This is a genomic window from Phyllobacterium sp. UNC302MFCol5.2, from assembly GCF_000686005.1.
GTDB lineage: Bacteria > Pseudomonadota > Alphaproteobacteria > Rhizobiales > Rhizobiaceae > Phyllobacterium > Phyllobacterium pellucidum.
Window position 1 is genome coordinate 680,530 of sequence record NZ_JMLL01000011.1, and the last position, 15,398, is coordinate 695,927.

Below are 15,398 nucleotides of genomic sequence, written 5' to 3' on the forward strand. Positions count from 1 at the left end.
GCACGGAACGTTCAAGGTTTGGATATCCGCGCGGCTCGCCCGCCTTACAATGGAACCAGATCGTCAGGCTTCCACGTCTGGTCGTAGAACGTCTGGTCTGTTCCGTAGAGCCGCACGGCGACAAGAAACGCACGCTTTTCCAGGGTCTGGATCCAGTTGCGTTCCGGCGCCTGCGCCGGTTTCGTCGGTCCAAGATAGAGTTCGACCGACCCATCGGGATTGGTCTCCACCTTGTCGAACTGGTTGCGCGATGGAAAGGCCTGGCTCGTTTCAGGCATGGTACCATCATGCGGGTTATAGACTGTCACCGCCCAATAGAGATGCGCCGGGATCTTCGGCGGCAACCGCAGGCGATAACTGCGGCTACCCTCCAAAAGCTCGCCCTTCGCGTCGCGGAACGCGATCGGATATTTCGAGCCGAGCCCAACAATATCCGCCACCATGGCGGGCGCCGAGGAATAGGCTGCCTGGAAATAGGCGGCACGGCTATCGAGCGATTGATAGCTCGACCCGAAGAAGGCGTCATCAACGCCGCCCCAGCCATTCACATAGTGCCGGTCCGAGTAGTAGGGCGCATTGGGGAGCCCTTCGGGCGTGATGCGCAGCGCGAAAATCGTGCGCGCCGCGGTCTCGACCGCATTTGTCAATATTTCCTTGCGCCGTGCATCCGGCGCGAAGGGCTGGCCCTTGATGATGCCGATGCTTGCGAGCATACCGCGCGTCACCGGATCGAGGCTTTCGGCCGGCTCGTAATCGATAAAGGCCTTCAGTTTTTCCCAATAGGCGAAATCGGTCGGATACATCATGTTGACGCGTACCGGCGACGCATTCGGAAACTCCATGCGCGGACGGTTGCGCTCGAGACTGTAGAGCGGGTAGACCCGAGTTCTCTCGGCCGTCGCCACCGCGACGGTCGTGTCCGGACCATCAGGGCCAGGCGCAAGCACCGTGCGGAAGAACAAGAACACATTGTACGTTCGCGAACGGAAGGCGAAATAGCCCCCCGGAACCTGGTCGTTGTAATCGGGCGGCAGGAGCAGATAGAGCCCGCCCCCGGCCTTGTCCGGTCCCGCCGCACCGACATCGGTCAAGGTGCGCTGGAAGAAATCCGTGAACATGCCGATGACGTTGGGCGGCGCATAGACGACGAGCGGACCCGTCTCCTTCAGGTTGAGATAGCTCATCGAATAGACGACATCGCAGTTCGGCGTCGGCACCAGCGTCTTGGCGTTCATGCGATCCTTCCAGATCGGCAGCACGTTATAACCCTTGCCGAACGTCGCCTCCGAACCATCGCGCATGCCGATCACGTTGAGTGTCGGCAAAGTGAGCATATAGGACTGGATGGCACGCTGCGTGAGCAGATCCTCGTAGAGCTTCTTGACCGTTGCGTCACTCGGCCAGGCGCCGTGATCGAGCTGTTCGACGAGGGGGGAAACAACCTCTGCTTCCGCCGATTGCGGCAGCGCCTGCAGCGCCGCGAGCGCGCCGCTGCCGAGCATGAGGTTGCGGCGGGATATTAAATGTAGGCCCTGTTTTGAAACCATGGTCGTACCTCAAATTATGCCGTGCAATACGTTCTTGCCCGGCGATGTTGTAATCTTGGTCCTGTCTTCAAATTCATTTTGCCTTGAGCACCGGTGGCGGCGACCAGCTATTGTCCATGATTTCGGCCTTCGGCGAATAGGCGCGGATAAACAGTTCGAAATCGCCCTTCGGCGCCGGCAACCAATTGGCGGCCTTGTCACCCGCTGGCTTGCCGTGCTGGACATAGATCGTCAGCGAACCGTCTTCGCCATAGACGAGATCCTTGTTCTTGGTGCCGAGCGAGAAGCGGTTGATCTCGTTGGGTGCGAAGAAGTGCTCGGCATCGTAGAGCGTCAGCGACCAGAACCCGTCAACGGGCGGGAGCTTCCCCTTAGGGAAGGTAACGGTGTAGGCATGCTCGCCGTTGAGACGTTTCTTCTGCGAATCGTATTCCTGGCCGAAATAGGCGGATTCGCGCCGGGGATTGACGAAGATATTGGCCTTGGCAGCCGCAGCGCGGCTGAAGTAGTCGGTGCCGAACTCGGCGCCGTTCATCGGCGCGACCCAGTCATTGCCAACCGGAACGCCGGCATAGGAATAGCTGTGGATCTGCTTCATCAATTCCTTTTCGGTCTCGATCGCCGTTTCCTTCAGCGTGGCTGCCACCTCCGGATTCTTCGACGCGGCCTCGAGCAGCGAACCGAACCAGGCGTAAAGCGCCTCTTCGCCCGGCTGCGGCGGCACTTCCTTGAGGATCAGCGGCAACTCCTCGAAGAAGAGCTCGGGCTTGACCCACTGGGTCTCGCCGCCGGCTCCCGCCTTGCCGCCGGCAGGATCGGCAAGCACCGGTATCTTGCTCCAGTCCTTGGTCTTCATCTTGCCGTCGAATTCGCTGAGCGGATAGGTCATGATCTGGCTGATGAGGGGTTGGATCGCGGCACGATCTTCCTGGGTGTCATCGAGAAACGCGCGCGGAATGATGTAGGCGAGATTCGTCGGCGAGCGGAAGACGCCGGAAATTCCTGAAGGCACGTCGCCTTTCCATTCCGGCCCGACGATCATGTAGAAGCCGGGCTTGCTGCCATAAAGCTTGCCCATGCCGCCGATCGTGTCGGTGCGTTGGTTTCCGAGCTGGTAGACCCAGAAGCGGTCGCCGAAATCCGGCACCTGAAAGACGATCGGTTCCTTTTCAAGCGCAAAGATACCGAAGCCGTAGACGACGTCCTGGTTGGGCGTGGCGACGCCGCGTTCCTCGGGCTTAATGTAATCGGTCAGCATGGTCACGCGGCCGATCGGTCCGACAGGCAGGATGCCATCGCCCAGGCCATTCTCCGGCACTTTGGAAAATACCATCTGGCGATTGTGCATGTTGACCATCGGCCAGCCCCAGAGATAGGCGATGCGCGCCATGTCCCGCACATAGGCTTTCGGAAGGGTTGTGCCGGATATCGGGCCCTTGGGGATTTCCTGGCTGATCTCCGGAACAGCCGGCGCCTGGGCGAAGGAGGAGACCGGAAAGACTGCAATCGATGAAGCTAAAATCAAAGTGCGTAATGAAATAGACCTGGTTGAAACCTGCATCTTGCTACCCTTCTTCCAACGTTTCCTGTCTGCGCCGAAACCGGCGCAGATAACATGCCGAACCTAACGATCCCCAACGATAACCAAAGTACGTAACAGTAACAAAATGCTGCAAAAGCGCATTTTCTCCCCGCATGCACGCTCCGGCAGACAGCCTCATCGGACCGTGAACTTTGGTCATATTTTTCTCAAGAGAAGTTGAACAACATTACACGTAATTCATTGTTTTCATGACGTTTTATGGCGTAACGTCCTCTAACCGGCACGGGGTGCCGGTATGGGGACGGGACGGAACGGGTCCTTGTCTTGAACAATTGGCAACGGCTCTTCTCGGTCTCGTCCGGCATAGATCAGGAGGAGATAAATGATGAAGAAATTGCTTCTGGTAATCTCTGCGCTGGCATTGACAACAGGCCTAGCCTCAGCTCAGGGACAACGCACCTACACCTCCACGGTAAAATCGGTTAGGGCCATGCACAGCCCCGATATGTTCAGCACGACAGGGACGATCGAATGGGTCAGTCCGCAATCCAGGACGGTGCAGCTGACGACGGGTACAAAGTACCAGTTGCCGGCAAATGCCGATTTCCGCGGCATAGCCGCCGGCGAGAAGGTGCGCATCACCTGGAAGGGCCAGGACCCCTATAATACGTCCTTCGGCAACGGTGAATCGGATGAATTCCACGCTGCGAAGATGGTGGTGGTGCACTGATCAATCGACAAGGGTTGAGCGGTGGTCGGAGGCCCGCGAGGCCAACGGCCACCGGTCGATCTGGGAGTTTGAACGGAAGAAAATGGTGGGCCCGGAGGGACTCGAACCCCCAACCAAGCGGTTATGAGCCGCCGGCTCTAACCAATTGAGCTACAGGCCCCACCTGAAAATACGAACGAGCCGGGCAATACCGGCGTTCGGTACCGCGATCAATAACGGGAAAAATTGACAATGCAATCCCCGAACGACCTTAAGTCCATGGCGCACCACCGAATTCCCCCGAAAATGCCATGGGGTCCGAAGCTCAGCGCTTCTGCGTCTCCTGTTCGGCCAAGATCAGGAGCCGCCGCGCACTCTCTTCGTCGGTGATGAAGACCGTCGGGCGAATGAGCGCCATCGCGCCATAAAGCGCCCTCACCTTCTCCTTGCCGCCGGAGGTCAGCACCCGTACCGGCACCCGCTGCACCGTATCGATGCCGACAGACATGACGAGATCATGGATCGGATGATCGACGAGCTTGCCTTCCTTGTTATAGAAATGAAAGAGCAAGTCGCCCACCGCGCCGCGCTCGGCGAGCGAGGCCTGGTGGCCGGCGTTGAGAAAGCCGATGTGATAGGGCGTGCTCGATGCTGTTTCGATGGCGCCGACGCTGAGGAGCACAAGGTCCACATCCTCGGCCATCTCGAAGACGTTCCTCAGCCCGCAGCGCTCGATAAGGGCCGTCTTGGTTTCGATGCTGTCAACCATGGCGGGGGCCGGAATAAGATAGCCATCGCCTTGAAAAAGCTGGGCAAACTGCCAGGCGAATTCCGCCGGGTTGAAGCGGCGCGGCTGGCTGATGCCGCCGAGCAGCGAGATCACGGTGAAATCTTCGAGCGCCTTGGCTTCGAGGTAGGACAGCGTGTTGAGGAGTGTGCGTCCCCAACCGACGCCTACCCGCATGCCATTGGCAACGACGCCCGATAAATAGTCGCCCGTGGCTGCTGCAATCGACGGGATCGGGTCATTGTCCGGATGAGACAGCGGCGCGATGATGACGCGTTCGAGGCCAAACTGCTTCTCGACCTGCCGCTCCAGCGAAATCAGATCGGAAAGATAGCCTTGAATGCCGATCTTGACTTCGTTGCGGGCACGCGCTTCGGCCAGCATGCGCACGATGGTGACGCGTCCGACGCCGAGAATTTCGGCAATCTCGTTTTGCGTCATCTGCTCGATATAGTACATCCAGGCGGCGCGCATACGCATCCGGCTGATCTTGGTGTCGGGCTGCCCGAAATCCACCGGCGCCTTCTGGGGGTTCGCAGGCGCACCATTTGTTCGTTTGCGTCGATCGGCCACTCGTCCCCCTTTTAACCTACGATTGTCCTGCCGCTTCCGCGACAGAAATCTGCATTCTCTACATAAGCGCCCCGCTGCCGCTTTTTAAGCCGAAGCACGGCATAACACCTTGAATCTGCGCATAGTGCTTGCCAAAAATCGATACAGATTTTGGGGTTATGCGCTAGAATGTCATTTAGCAAGGCATCAAAAACGGATAGGAACTCTTATCCACGTGCGAGCAGAGGCTGCGATCATGATTCGTGATATCTCGAGCGACATCGTCGTCAACCTGAAAGACCGGTTGCGGGACGTACGCCACCTGATCCGGTCGAGCCGCCTCGATGCGAAGCCGCATGCGCAGGACCTGCCGGATATGTTGTTCGGCCAGGCCGCCCGCGTCATGGACAAGGCCTTCACCACGGCCGAAACGATTTCCATTTCTCTGGTCTCGCAGGATCCCGCGGCGCACAGGGCGACGATCGAAGCCCGCAGCCTTGATGCATATTTTCCGGCCAGTGCCGGCAAGGGCGAGGCGCTGTTCCGGCGCGATGTCTATTACCTGACCAAGCGTATCTTCAGCATATTGGGCTCGGACAATCCGCTTATTCACGAGGCGACGTTCGCCGCCGTCCACGCGACGATGAGCCGCCGCCATGCCCATCTGCTGCTCGTCGCGCGCGAGGGGGGACTTGCCGAAATTGCCGCTGCCTGCGCCGTGATGACCGTCGAACTGCAGACGCAATATGACGCCGCTCCCACTGCCTTTCCGGCGCATGTTTCCGCCAAGCCCGACCGGCGCACGCAATATCTGTGCTTTGCCGCAATCGCGCTCGCCATAGGTGTTGCGACCTATGTCGAAGTGGAGCCCTGTGACGAAAAACTGGTCGAAAGTACCCTCCTTGCTTTGCAGGCGCGGCAGGAAAAGTTTGGCGCGGCCATTGCAAATGGCAACCCCGAAGCGGCCCTGTCGAGCCTTTATGCGTTTCTCATGCCGCATCTTCCGTAAGCCTGTACTTACGGAAAATGTTGGTCAGGCCGCCGCGCCAAGATCGAGCACGCATTTTTTTGCACGCTGGATCGAAGACGGACTCATGCTGAGCTCGGTCAGGCCCATGTCGAGGAAAGCCGGAATAAGATCGGCGCGCCCGGCAGCCTCGCCGCACATGCCGACCATGATCCCGGCCTCCACTGCCGCCTTGGCCGTAAGCGCGATCGCAGCCATGACCGCCGGGTGAGTGACGTCGTTGAGCTTGGCCACCGTCGGGTTAAGCCGGTCGGCGGCCATGATATATTGCGTTAGGTCATTGGTGCCGATGGAAAAGAATGCAACCTCGCTGGCCAGCATCGGCGCTACGAGGACGGCTGCAGGCGTCTCGACCATGATGCCGAGATCGAAAACGGCATGGTCCCTGCCTTCGGCCTTGAGTTCTGCCGCGCACTCGTCAATCAGAAGGCGCGTCGCGCGCACCTCGTCGACACCCGAAACCATCGGCAGCATTACCTTGATATTGCCATGGACGGCCGCCCTGAGCAGCGCGCGCAACTGCGGCTTGAACACGTCCGGGCGATCGAGGCACATGCGGATGCCGCGCCAACCGAGGAAGGGATTCTCCTCGACAGGAAAATCGATCCCTGAAATGGGCTTGTCGCCGCCGATATCGAGCGTGCGCACGATCACCGGATAGGGCGCGAAGGCCTTGGCGAGCGTGGCATAGGTTTCGGCCTGGAGGTCTTCGGACGGCAGATGGATATGGCGCATGAACAGTAGCTCGGTGCGGAAGAGGCCGACGCCCATCGCTCCCGCTTCCTGCGCGGCCTCGATTTCCTCGAGCGAGCCGAGATTGGCCGCGATCTCGATGACAGTGCCGTCGTCACGCTTCGGTGTTATGTCCTTGTAGGCCTTCAATGATTGCTTCACGGCCTCAGCCTTTGCAATCTCGTCGTGGAACCGCTTGGCGGTCGTTTCATCGGGGTTGGCAAACACCAGGCCACTATTGGCGTCGAGCGCGACTGTGTTCACGGTTTCAAGCTCGTGCACGGCGTGGCCAAGGCCAAGAACGGCGGGTATGCCATGAGCGCGGGCAATGATCGCGACATGGGACGTCGCGCCGCCATGACCGCAGATCACGCCGGCAATGCGCTTGAGCGGGGCACGCGCAAGATCCCAGGCGCCAATATCCTCGGCGATAAGAATGGCGCCCTCCGGAATTGCTTCGAGATTGGCGTCATCCTGGCCGAGAAGCGCCAGGCAGATTTGACGGCCAACCGCATTCACGTCGTCGGCGCGGGCGTTGAGATAGGGATCGTCCATGGCAGCAAAATCGTCGGCGATCTTCGACGTCGCGCCGATCGCCGCCGAGACGGCATCGATACCGCCAGCGACGAGGGCCGCGGCTGCCTCCGTCAATTCTTCATCGCTGGCAATGTCCTTGAGCGCGGCGATGATGCCGCGGTCGCTTTCCGCAAGATTGGATGCAGCGAGCGAGCGGTCCATGCGCTCCTGAACCGTGGCAAAGGCCTGCCGCAGCCGCGCCGCCTCGGCGGGAATTTCGTCGTGGCCCAGCATTCGGTTTTCCTGCTTGATCTCCTGCGGGAAAAAGCCGAAGGCAGAACCGATGGCAAAGCCTTCGCTGGCAGCAACGCCGCGAATTCCGCCCTGGATGGAGACGGGAGCGGGAGCAGCAACCTGTTGCTTGCGCGGGGCAACCTCCACCGGCGTCGCCGCGGCGCCCTCCTCTCCCGTACCCGACAACGGGTTTTCGAGGTAGCCGATCAGGGCTTCGATCGCTTCGATGGCATCGGCGCCAGTCGCACGAACGGTCACCTCCTCGTTTTCCTTGACGCCGAGCAGCATCAACTTGACCGAACTCTTGGCGCTGACCGATTTCTCCGCCTTGACGAGCTCTATGTCCGCCTCGAAACTCTTTGCGAGTTTGACAAAGCGGGTGGCTGGCCGTGCATGCAGTCCGTCATGCACTCTGACGATTGTCGAGCGTTCCATTCGTTCGTATCTCTCTGTTACTCGTTTTTGGTCGTGCCCTTGCAATTACCCGATGGTAATCGTCGTACCGACTGTCAGGGCTGAAACCAGTTCTTCCGTATCGATTTCCGAAGCACAGATCTCGCCAGGTCGCTCGACCCGGTCCGATCCGTTGAATGTAATAACGACGTGCCCGATGTCCTTCACCTTCTGCCAGGCATAGTCGCCGATGCCGGTGATGGTGGCGGAGACATTGCCGATCTTGATGGGCGCACCTACGGGTGGCGTCTCTTCGGAGGCCGGCGTCTCGACACTGTGCAGGATCGAAACTTCGGCGAGTTCGGGCGGCGCGCCATCGGCAAACAGAATGACGACGCCTCCTTCCGCGAGGTCCGCCACCTCAGGCCCAACGGCTGTTACCCGTGTTTTCAATAGGACTGACATATGGCGAACCTCTTCTTCTGTTGGTCGATCTTAGAATACGATCAGGCTGACAACCCAGGCGATCAGCACCGAGACGGGACCCATGATCTGACGGCTGATCAAGACCGCAGGCACACCGATTTCGATGGTTTTAGGCTTGGCCTCACCAAGGGCAAGACCAACGGGAACGAAGTCGCAGCCTACCTGCGTATTATAGGCAAACAGCGCCGGCAGGGCCATGGCGGGCGAAATCGTGCCATTGGCGATCTGCGGACCGATGATCGCCACGCCGATCACCTGCGCAATGACCGCGCCCGGCCCGAGAATGGGCGAGAGGAACGGCAGGCCGCAGATGGCGGAGATGATCAGAAGACCGATGATGTTGTTGGCGAGCGGTCCCATGGGCTGGGCAAGAATGTCACCGATGCCCGTGTAGAGAATGAGACCAATGAGCATGGTGACGAATGCCATGAACGGCAGGACGTTGCGAACGACCTGATCGATGGTGCGGCGACCGGCATTGAAGAAAATGCCGACGACACGTCCCATGGCGCGGCCGATCGTGCTGATAAAGCCGATCAGGCCACCCTCGCTCGATTCGCTTGCACCGGTGCGGCTCGACATCGAAGCGGCGAGTTCCGCCGGTGTGGGCGGCGATGCCGGTCCCGATGTGGAGGCAGCACCGGCAACGGCGGCTGGCTGCGAACCATCGGCGAGCTCGATATTGCCTTCCTTCACACCGGAGACATAGATGTCTTCCGTGATGAACTGGGCGAGCGGACCTGCCTGTCCGACCGGTGTCAGGTTGACGGTGGGGATGCGCTTGCGCGGATAGACGCCGCAGCGGGCGGTGCCGCCGCAATCGACCACGACCACGCCCATTTCGCCTTCGACCGGCGGTGCCTTGAAGCCGTCGACCGCTTCACCACCGGTGAGTTCGGCAATGCGACGCGCAACGGGATGAATGCCGCCACCCGTAACCGAGACCACTTTGTTGCGTTGCGGCGTCAGCTGGATAACGAGCGGGCCGCCCCAGCCGTTCGATCCCCTGGAAATCTTTACTGCCTTGTATGTCTTTGACATTTTCCTGCTCCCACCCCGAATTAAAGCTCGATGCCCTGGCGACGCGCCATAATGGCGGTGATGCGCTCAGTGAGCATGCCCTTGAGCAGGATGACGATCAGACCAACAAGCGCGTACCAGATAGCAACGTTGATGTGATAGCCCGTGGGAACCGCGCCCTTCTTCTCCAGTTCGAGAAGCGCGACGAGAATGCCGCCCCAGACGAAATATTCACCAGGATTGATATGCGGGAAGAGGCCCAGCGGCGGATGCACGTAAGAAACCGCGGCGTCGTAGAATGCGGGCTTGTACTTTTCCTCGAGGAACGAGCCGAACGTATAGGCCATCGGATTGGTGAGGAAGAAGACCGAAAGCACCGGAAGAACCGTATAGCGGGTCAGGGCAATCTTGCCCGCGCCGCGCGCGATACCATGGACCCGTTCTTCGCCGACGAGTTCGGTCAGCGCGTAGAAGGCGGTCATCAGCACGACCAGGGTCGGAATGATGCCCGTAACGAAACCGGCAAAGACCTCGCCGCCCTTCTGGAAAATACCGATGAAGTATTTGCCGATATTGGCAAGCCAGCCAAGCTGCTCTTCCTGCTGGACGTTCTTGAGCCTGTCCTTGAACTGCTCGACCGAGATATCGCCCGTCGACTGCGCGAGAACGACGAGGTCGTTGCCCGCATGCTCGACGGCGTGCTTGCCGTGCAGCGCCGCGTCCGAGACCATCGTCCCCGCCACAGAAATGTGGTGCGCGGCGATGTCGGCATGTTGCGCCAACATTGTTAGAATTGACATGTTCCCTCTCCTCCTTACCGACCGCGACAAGCGGCCGTCCCTTAAGCGTTGACTGTCCTGATTCCCGATAGGCCCGGCTTGGGCGGATCCGCCCTCGCCCGATCTATTTGTTCAATTGCCCGCTCTGCCGCCTTGGCCAGAGCCGGATCACCCAGGCCGGACATTACCGGGTCTGTACGCAGCGCACTGAGCGAGATGCCCTCGAACTCTTCACGCCGCTTGAACTTCGCAAAAACCGAACGGCCGCTCATGACGAGAAAGCGCTGGATCGTCAGGTCGCGCGTGACAACGATGAGGACGATCACGCCCTTGCCAAGGCGGCCGCGCACATTGCCGGCGCCAACGAATCCATCATTGTATTTGGAGGAGATACCCTTCATGACATCAGTGTAATGCCGCATCTGATACCAGACGCCTAACGACTGCAACGCCCACAAGAATCCGAGGGCCAGCAATCCCCATTGCCACATCGCCATGTAATCAACCTCCCTACGCCCGACCGCCAACATATGCCATGATCGAACGAAAAAATATAGAACATTTGTTTTTCGTAATGTCAATATGTATGATTTTCACACCCACCAAAATCTTGGCTGGGGATGCATGAAAACCTGCAACGTGGTAGCATCGTCGCGAAAGTGAGAGCACATGGATTTTCTGTTTCGGGATGAACTCGTCCACACGCCGGATCTGCGGCATCGGCTGCGGCGGCTGCGGTGGTTTCGCATGGCTTTCCGCAAGAATGCCGCATTGATCGCCGACCACTACGGCTACCAGTTCAGCATCGACGAGACCAAGCTCACCCGCGCCTTCCTCAACTGGATCGAGACGGTCGAGCAGCAGAAGTCGTTTGCGCGTATCGACCGCAAGGATTTCATTATCTTTGCTGCAGGACTGGTCCTCAAGGAACTGATCACCGAAGCGCCCGCATCGGTGTCAGCCAAGGCTCAAGGCGGCGCTGCGGCAAAAACCGAAATGCAGGATATCATCGCGTTCTGGCCCGAAGGTTTTCTATATACCAACTTCTGCGTCGGTGCGATCGCGGCCATCCATGAGCAGGAATTTGGAACCGCTGCACGCATCGACGATTGTGCCGACGATCTGCGCACCTGGTGGTCTTATCGCGAGAACGTTGAGGAGATGCCGGGCTATGCCATCGCCTTCCTCGACAAGTTCCTTGGAGCCGAGCCCAACTGGGTGATGCCCAATCTCGCCTCCGCCCGCGGCGCTATCCGCCGCGCGATGGTCGCATCAAGAAACGATCGCCACGCGATCAGCGAGTGAGACCCGAAATCAGCCGGCTGACCGGCTGACCTCGCCGAGAATGCGCATGACCTTCTCACGCTGTTCGAGCTGCGGCATGTGGCCGGTGCCGGCAAAAACATGCACCGCAATCTCGCCCGGCAGCCCCGCTGCATGGCTTGCCGGTATGACACGGTCGGCCGCGCCGAAGATCACACGCACCGGGATGAGCAGACTGGCGAGGGTTTGCCTCGTGTCGATCACCTGCGTTCCGTCGGCAAAGAAGCGATCCGCCACCTGCTGCTGCGCCTCACGCAGCGCCGTGTCCTGCGACTGTGCCAGTGTGGCATTGACGAAAGGCTTGGTCAGCAGGCTTTCATCCTGGACAAGCTGCTTCATCCACGCGACGAGGCTCGCCTCGCTGCGCGCCCGAACGAAACCGGAAAGGAAGCCGCCATTGATCTCCGGTCCGAGCCCCGCAGGCGATATAAGTGTCAGCGCACGCACATCGAGATTGTTGCGTGCTGCGACCTCCGTTGCGACGGCGCTGCCGAACGAATGTGCCACGAGGATGACGGGGCCCGAATGATACGCAGCAACGGTCTGCTCGACGAGATCGGCGATGCCGTCGAGATCGTCCGGTATGGCGCGGGTCGAACCGCCATGTCCCGGCAGATCGATGGCGAGGACCGGATTGTCGAGCGTGCCGCCGCCAAGCATCGGCCGCCAGCTATTCAGATCGGAGCCAAAGCCATGGATGAGAACCACCGGTGCATGTCCAGCACACTTGCCTTCGCGTAGCCAGACCGCGTTGAGCGGCGCTTCACCCGTTATCTGGGCAGTCCGCGCCGGTGCAGGCACTGGCGATGGTGAAGGCGCCTTGGCCGACGCTCCATCCAATTTGAGCGTACTTGCCTCGACATCCTTCTTCTGGATACGGCCTTTGGGGCCCGATCCCTTGAGCGAGGCGAGGTCGATCCCGGCCTCGCGGGCAACACGGCGCGCCAGCGGCGTGGCGCGGACGCCATTGGTTTCGGCAACAGCAGGCGTCGCCGCAATCGGTGCAGCCTGAACCGGCGCGGTTTGGGCGGGTGCGGCTGCCGGCTTTTCAGACGTATCAGGTTTGCCTGCATCGGCTTTTGCGGGGGTAGCCGCGTAGGCTTCACCCTCGCCATAGATCCAGGCGACTGCCTGCCCGACCGGCACGGTCGTGCCCTCCTCGGCCTTTACGTCACGCAGTATCCCGGTTGAGGGAGCGTCGACTTCCATGGCTGCCTTGTCAGTTTCGATCTCGAACAAAAGCTGGCCCTTGGAAACGCTGTCGCCTTCCTTGGCATACCAACGCGAAATCTGGCCGCTTTCCATATCCATGTCGACCTTGGGCAGGATCACTTCGACGGGCATGACTAGCGTACCCCTTTGGCGAGATCGCGGGCGCTCGCAATGATGCCGGGGACCTGTGGCACCGTCGCTTTTTCAAGGTCGGGATTGTATGGAATCGGCGTTTCGGCGCCACCGAGACGCACGATCGGCGCATCGAGATAATCGAAGGCTTCGCTCTCGGCGATCATGGCGCTGATCTCGGCGCCTACGCCCAGCGTCTTGACGCCCTCGTAAACGCACATCAGCTTCGACGTCTTCTTGACGCTGGCGATGATTGTCGCCTTGTCCATCGGCCGCACGGTGCGCAGGTCGATTACTTCAATGTTGATGCCTTCCTTGGCCAGCGCCTCGGCAGCTTCAAGTGCCTTGTGCACCATGATGGCCGTGGCAACGATGGTCAGGTCCGTCCCTTCGCGAACGATAGCGGCCTTGCCGATCGGTACGGTATAGTGACCCTCAGGAACCGGCCCCTTCATCTTGTACAGGAGCTTGTGCTCGAAGATCATGACCGGATCCGGATCCTCGATCGCAGCGAGCAGCATGCCCTTTGCGTCGTATGGCGTCGCCGGCTGGATCACTTTCAGGCCTGGAACGTGGCCAAGCCATGCCTCGAGGCTCTGGCTGTGCTGCGCGGCAGCACCGGTGCCGGAACCCGCTGGAAACCGCATCACCAGCGGCACCGAAACCGCGCCGCCGAGCATGTATCTTATCTTTGCCGCCTGGTTGACGATCTGCTCCATGGCGAGCGCGGCAAAATCGGAAAACTGGAATTCGAAGATCGGGCGCATGCCGGTCAGCGCCGCGCCGACCGCGACGCCGGCGCCGCCAAGCTCCGAGATCGGCGTATCCATGACCCGGTCTTCACCAAAGCGATGAACGAGATCGCCGGTCACCTGGAAGGCGCCGCCATAGACGCCGATATCCTCGCCCATGAGGAAAACACGCTCATCCGCCTCCATGGCAATCGCCATGGCTTCCTGGATGGCCTGCGAATAGCTGAGTTCGCGAATGATCTCGTTCATTGAATATCAACCGTATAAACGTCGCGGGTAAGATTGTTCAAATCGGGCGACGGACTGTTCTTGGCGAATTCGATGGCTTCAGCGATTTCCTTCTCGGCGTCGGCGCGGATCGCCTCGATTTCGCCGTCGGTAACGAAGCCGAACTCCTTCAACTGTTCCTGGAAGAGCAGGATTGGATCGCGGTTGGTGATCCAGTCCTCAATCTCCTCCTTGGTGCGGTAACGGTTGCGGTCGCTCTTGGAATGGCCGCGATGCCGGTAGGTCTTGCACTCGATCAGCGTCGGGCCTTCGCCGCGGCGCGCCCGCTCGACAGCCTCATGCGAGGCCTCGGCAACCTCGGAAAGGTTGTTGCCGTCGACAATGACGCCCGGCATGTTGTAGGCCACAGCCCGGTCAGCAACATTTGCAACCGCTGTTGAACGCTTGGTTGAAGTGGACATACCATAGCCGTTGTTTTCGCAGACGAAAACGACAGGCAGTTTCCAGACGGCAGCCATGTTGAGCGCTTCGTGGAAGGCACCCTCATTATTGGCGCCATCGCCGAAATAGGAGATGACGACCTTGCCGTTCTTCTGCTTCTTGGCGGAAAGAGCGGCGCCGACGGCGATCGGAATCCCGCCGCCGACGATCCCGTTGGCGCCGAGGTTGCCCTTGGATACGTCGGCAATATGCATGGAGCCGCCACGGCCCTTGCAGTAGCCCGTTTCCTTCCCGAAGAACTCGGCGAACATTTTCGAGACTTCTGCGCCCTTGGCGATGCAGTGGCCATGGCCGCGATGCGTCGAGGTGATCATGTCGTCATCGGAAAGCGGCAGCGAGATGCCGACGGCGCTTGCTTCCTGGCCGATGGAGAGGTGCATCGTGCCGTGGATCAGGCCGCGTGTATAGGATTCTTCGGCCCCCTCCTCGAAACGGCGGATGAGGTACATCTTGCGCAGCGCCTCCTTCAGCTGTTCCGGCGGATAATGCCGGAACGCAAACGGAAGATTGCTGCCATCGTCCTTCAGTTTGGCATTTGAACTTCTGGCGGAAGCCATTTCGGCGCTCCTTGTCTGATAGTGGCTGGCGTACGAATCTTGTTGCTTCTCACTCACGCGCCGTAGACGAGCTTGTTCTGGCGGGCGCGCAGTTCGACGATCTTCGAGCCTGGCACCGGCGCGGCATTGGCGCTGGTGATGAGTTCGCCCTTGCGGATCGGTGCCGTGACGGTGCCGCCCTGCAGAAGCCCGCACGGGATTGCCCCGGCCTCGCGCGCTTCCGCCGCGGTCATGATCCAGGCGCGGTAGCAATATTCGCCGATGGCATCGAGCTTCTCTCCGGGCTGCATGTCCTTCTTGGCAACGGC

14 protein-coding genes, 1 tRNA gene and 1 pseudogene are annotated in these 15,398 nt (G+C 59.9%); 3 read left to right on the plus strand and 13 right to left on the minus strand.

The window, feature by feature from the left end; translation table 11 throughout:
• Positions 1 to 44 precede the first annotated feature (44 nt).
• On the minus strand, positions 45 to 1,547 hold the full coding sequence (locus BR48_RS0114590; RefSeq protein WP_036814469.1) for a DUF1254 domain-containing protein: 1,503 nt from the start codon (positions 1,545 to 1,547) through the stop codon (positions 45 to 47).
• Positions 1,548 to 1,620: 73 nt separating this feature from the next.
• The gene (locus tag BR48_RS0114595) at positions 1,621 to 3,072 is read right to left on the minus strand and encodes a DUF1254 domain-containing protein (RefSeq protein ID WP_245273488.1); all 1,452 of its coding nucleotides are present in this window, start codon (positions 3,070 to 3,072) and stop codon (positions 1,621 to 1,623) included.
• A gap of 403 nt (positions 3,073 to 3,475) precedes the next feature.
• Between BR48_RS0114595 and BR48_RS0114600 the strand changes: the two genes are divergently transcribed.
• Positions 3,476 to 3,820, plus strand: a complete 345-nt coding sequence (locus BR48_RS0114600; protein ID WP_197030359.1) for a DUF1344 domain-containing protein — start codon at positions 3,476 to 3,478, stop codon at positions 3,818 to 3,820.
• An 83-nt stretch (positions 3,821 to 3,903) separates the two neighbouring features.
• On the opposite strand, the gene BR48_RS0114605 is transcribed toward BR48_RS0114600, so the two are convergent.
• Positions 3,904 to 3,980 (minus strand) — tRNA-Ile (locus tag BR48_RS0114605).
• Positions 3,981 to 4,124: 144 nt separating this feature from the next.
• Positions 4,125 to 5,066 (minus strand): sugar-binding transcriptional regulator, encoded by a 942-nt coding sequence (locus BR48_RS0114610; RefSeq protein ID WP_081815892.1) that lies wholly within the window; start codon positions 5,064 to 5,066, stop codon positions 4,125 to 4,127.
• Positions 5,067 to 5,394: 328 nt separating this feature from the next.
• Between BR48_RS0114610 and BR48_RS0114615 the strand changes: the two genes are divergently transcribed.
• Entirely contained in the window at positions 5,395 to 6,147 is a 753-nt protein-coding gene (locus tag BR48_RS0114615) for a hypothetical protein (protein WP_027231991.1), read from the plus strand.
• Positions 6,148 to 6,171: 24 nt separating this feature from the next.
• Here the strand turns inward: BR48_RS0114615 and ptsP are convergent, their stop codons facing one another.
• From ptsP to BR48_RS0114640, 5 genes are read right to left on the minus strand one after another with little or no spacing between them, the layout of a single operon-like run.
• Positions 6,172 to 8,142 (minus strand): phosphoenolpyruvate--protein phosphotransferase, encoded by a 1,971-nt coding sequence (gene ptsP / locus BR48_RS0114620; RefSeq protein ID WP_027231992.1) that lies wholly within the window; start codon positions 8,140 to 8,142, stop codon positions 6,172 to 6,174.
• A 45-nt stretch (positions 8,143 to 8,187) separates the two neighbouring features.
• Positions 8,188 to 8,565, minus strand: a complete 378-nt coding sequence (locus BR48_RS0114625) for a PTS glucitol/sorbitol transporter subunit IIA (RefSeq protein WP_027231993.1) — start codon at positions 8,563 to 8,565, stop codon at positions 8,188 to 8,190.
• Positions 8,566 to 8,595: 30 nt separating this feature from the next.
• Complete coding sequence (locus tag BR48_RS0114630) at positions 8,596 to 9,627, minus strand: PTS glucitol/sorbitol transporter subunit IIB (protein ID WP_027231994.1); 1,032 nt, start codon at positions 9,625 to 9,627, stop codon at positions 8,596 to 8,598.
• 20 nt (positions 9,628 to 9,647) lie between these two features.
• Positions 9,648 to 10,406: a PTS glucitol/sorbitol transporter subunit IIC gene (locus BR48_RS0114635; RefSeq protein ID WP_027231995.1), complete on the minus strand. Its 759-nt coding sequence runs from the start codon at positions 10,404 to 10,406 to the stop codon at positions 9,648 to 9,650.
• A 41-nt stretch (positions 10,407 to 10,447) separates the two neighbouring features.
• Positions 10,448 to 10,882 carry a transcriptional regulator GutM gene (locus BR48_RS0114640; RefSeq protein ID WP_027231996.1) on the minus strand — a complete coding sequence of 145 codons (435 nt, stop codon included), beginning with the start codon at positions 10,880 to 10,882 and terminating at the stop codon, positions 10,448 to 10,450.
• Between the two features lie 172 nt (positions 10,883 to 11,054).
• Between BR48_RS0114640 and BR48_RS0114645 the strand changes: the two genes are divergently transcribed.
• On the plus strand, positions 11,055 to 11,690 hold the full coding sequence (locus BR48_RS0114645; RefSeq protein WP_027231997.1) for a hypothetical protein: 636 nt from the start codon (positions 11,055 to 11,057) through the stop codon (positions 11,688 to 11,690).
• A gap of 9 nt (positions 11,691 to 11,699) precedes the next feature.
• Here BR48_RS0114645 and BR48_RS0114650 read toward each other — a convergent pair whose 3' ends face one another.
• The 4 genes and pseudogenes from BR48_RS0114650 to BR48_RS0114665 form a co-directional block, all read right to left on the minus strand.
• The gene (locus tag BR48_RS0114650) at positions 11,700 to 13,052 is read right to left on the minus strand and encodes an acetoin dehydrogenase dihydrolipoyllysine-residue acetyltransferase subunit (RefSeq protein ID WP_027231998.1); all 1,353 of its coding nucleotides are present in this window, start codon (positions 13,050 to 13,052) and stop codon (positions 11,700 to 11,702) included.
• A 2-nt stretch (positions 13,053 to 13,054) separates the two neighbouring features.
• Entirely contained in the window at positions 13,055 to 14,053 is a 999-nt protein-coding gene (locus tag BR48_RS0114655; RefSeq protein ID WP_027231999.1) for an alpha-ketoacid dehydrogenase subunit beta, read from the minus strand.
• Positions 14,050 to 15,090, minus strand: a complete 1,041-nt coding sequence (gene pdhA / locus BR48_RS0114660; RefSeq protein WP_027232000.1) for a pyruvate dehydrogenase (acetyl-transferring) E1 component subunit alpha — start codon at positions 15,088 to 15,090, stop codon at positions 14,050 to 14,052. Before pdhA ends, BR48_RS0114655 begins: the two co-directional genes overlap by 4 nt.
• Positions 15,091 to 15,143: 53 nt before the next feature.
• Positions 15,144 to 15,398 (minus strand): annotated as a pseudogene (locus BR48_RS0114665) (homoserine dehydrogenase); the annotation flags it as partial.

Excerpts from the sequence above, each read along its gene's own strand:
- ptsP (WP_027231992.1), bottom strand. The coding sequence starts at position 8,142 with ATGGAACGCTCGACAATCGTCAGAGTGCATGACGGACTGCATGCACGG.
- BR48_RS0114625 (WP_027231993.1), bottom strand. The coding sequence starts at position 8,565 with ATGTCAGTCCTATTGAAAACACGGGTAACAGCCGTTGGGCCTGAGGTG.
- BR48_RS0114630 (WP_027231994.1), bottom strand. The coding sequence starts at position 9,627 with ATGTCAAAGACATACAAGGCAGTAAAGATTTCCAGGGGATCGAACGGC.
- BR48_RS0114590 (WP_036814469.1), bottom strand. The coding sequence starts at position 1,547 with ATGGTTTCAAAACAGGGCCTACATTTAATATCCCGCCGCAACCTCATG.
- BR48_RS0114615 (WP_027231991.1), top strand. The coding sequence starts at position 5,395 with ATGATTCGTGATATCTCGAGCGACATCGTCGTCAACCTGAAAGACCGG.
- BR48_RS0114600 (WP_197030359.1), top strand. The coding sequence starts at position 3,476 with ATGAAGAAATTGCTTCTGGTAATCTCTGCGCTGGCATTGACAACAGGC.
- BR48_RS0114645 (WP_027231997.1), top strand. The coding sequence starts at position 11,055 with ATGGATTTTCTGTTTCGGGATGAACTCGTCCACACGCCGGATCTGCGG.
- BR48_RS0114635 (WP_027231995.1), bottom strand. The coding sequence starts at position 10,406 with ATGTCAATTCTAACAATGTTGGCGCAACATGCCGACATCGCCGCGCAC.
- BR48_RS0114655 (WP_027231999.1), bottom strand. The coding sequence starts at position 14,053 with ATGAACGAGATCATTCGCGAACTCAGCTATTCGCAGGCCATCCAGGAA.
- pdhA (WP_027232000.1), bottom strand. The coding sequence starts at position 15,090 with ATGGCTTCCGCCAGAAGTTCAAATGCCAAACTGAAGGACGATGGCAGC.
- BR48_RS0114610 (WP_081815892.1), bottom strand. The coding sequence starts at position 5,066 with ATGCGTATGCGCGCCGCCTGGATGTACTATATCGAGCAGATGACGCAA.
- BR48_RS0114650 (WP_027231998.1), bottom strand. The coding sequence starts at position 13,052 with ATGCCCGTCGAAGTGATCCTGCCCAAGGTCGACATGGATATGGAAAGC.
- BR48_RS0114640 (WP_027231996.1), bottom strand. The coding sequence starts at position 10,882 with ATGGCGATGTGGCAATGGGGATTGCTGGCCCTCGGATTCTTGTGGGCG.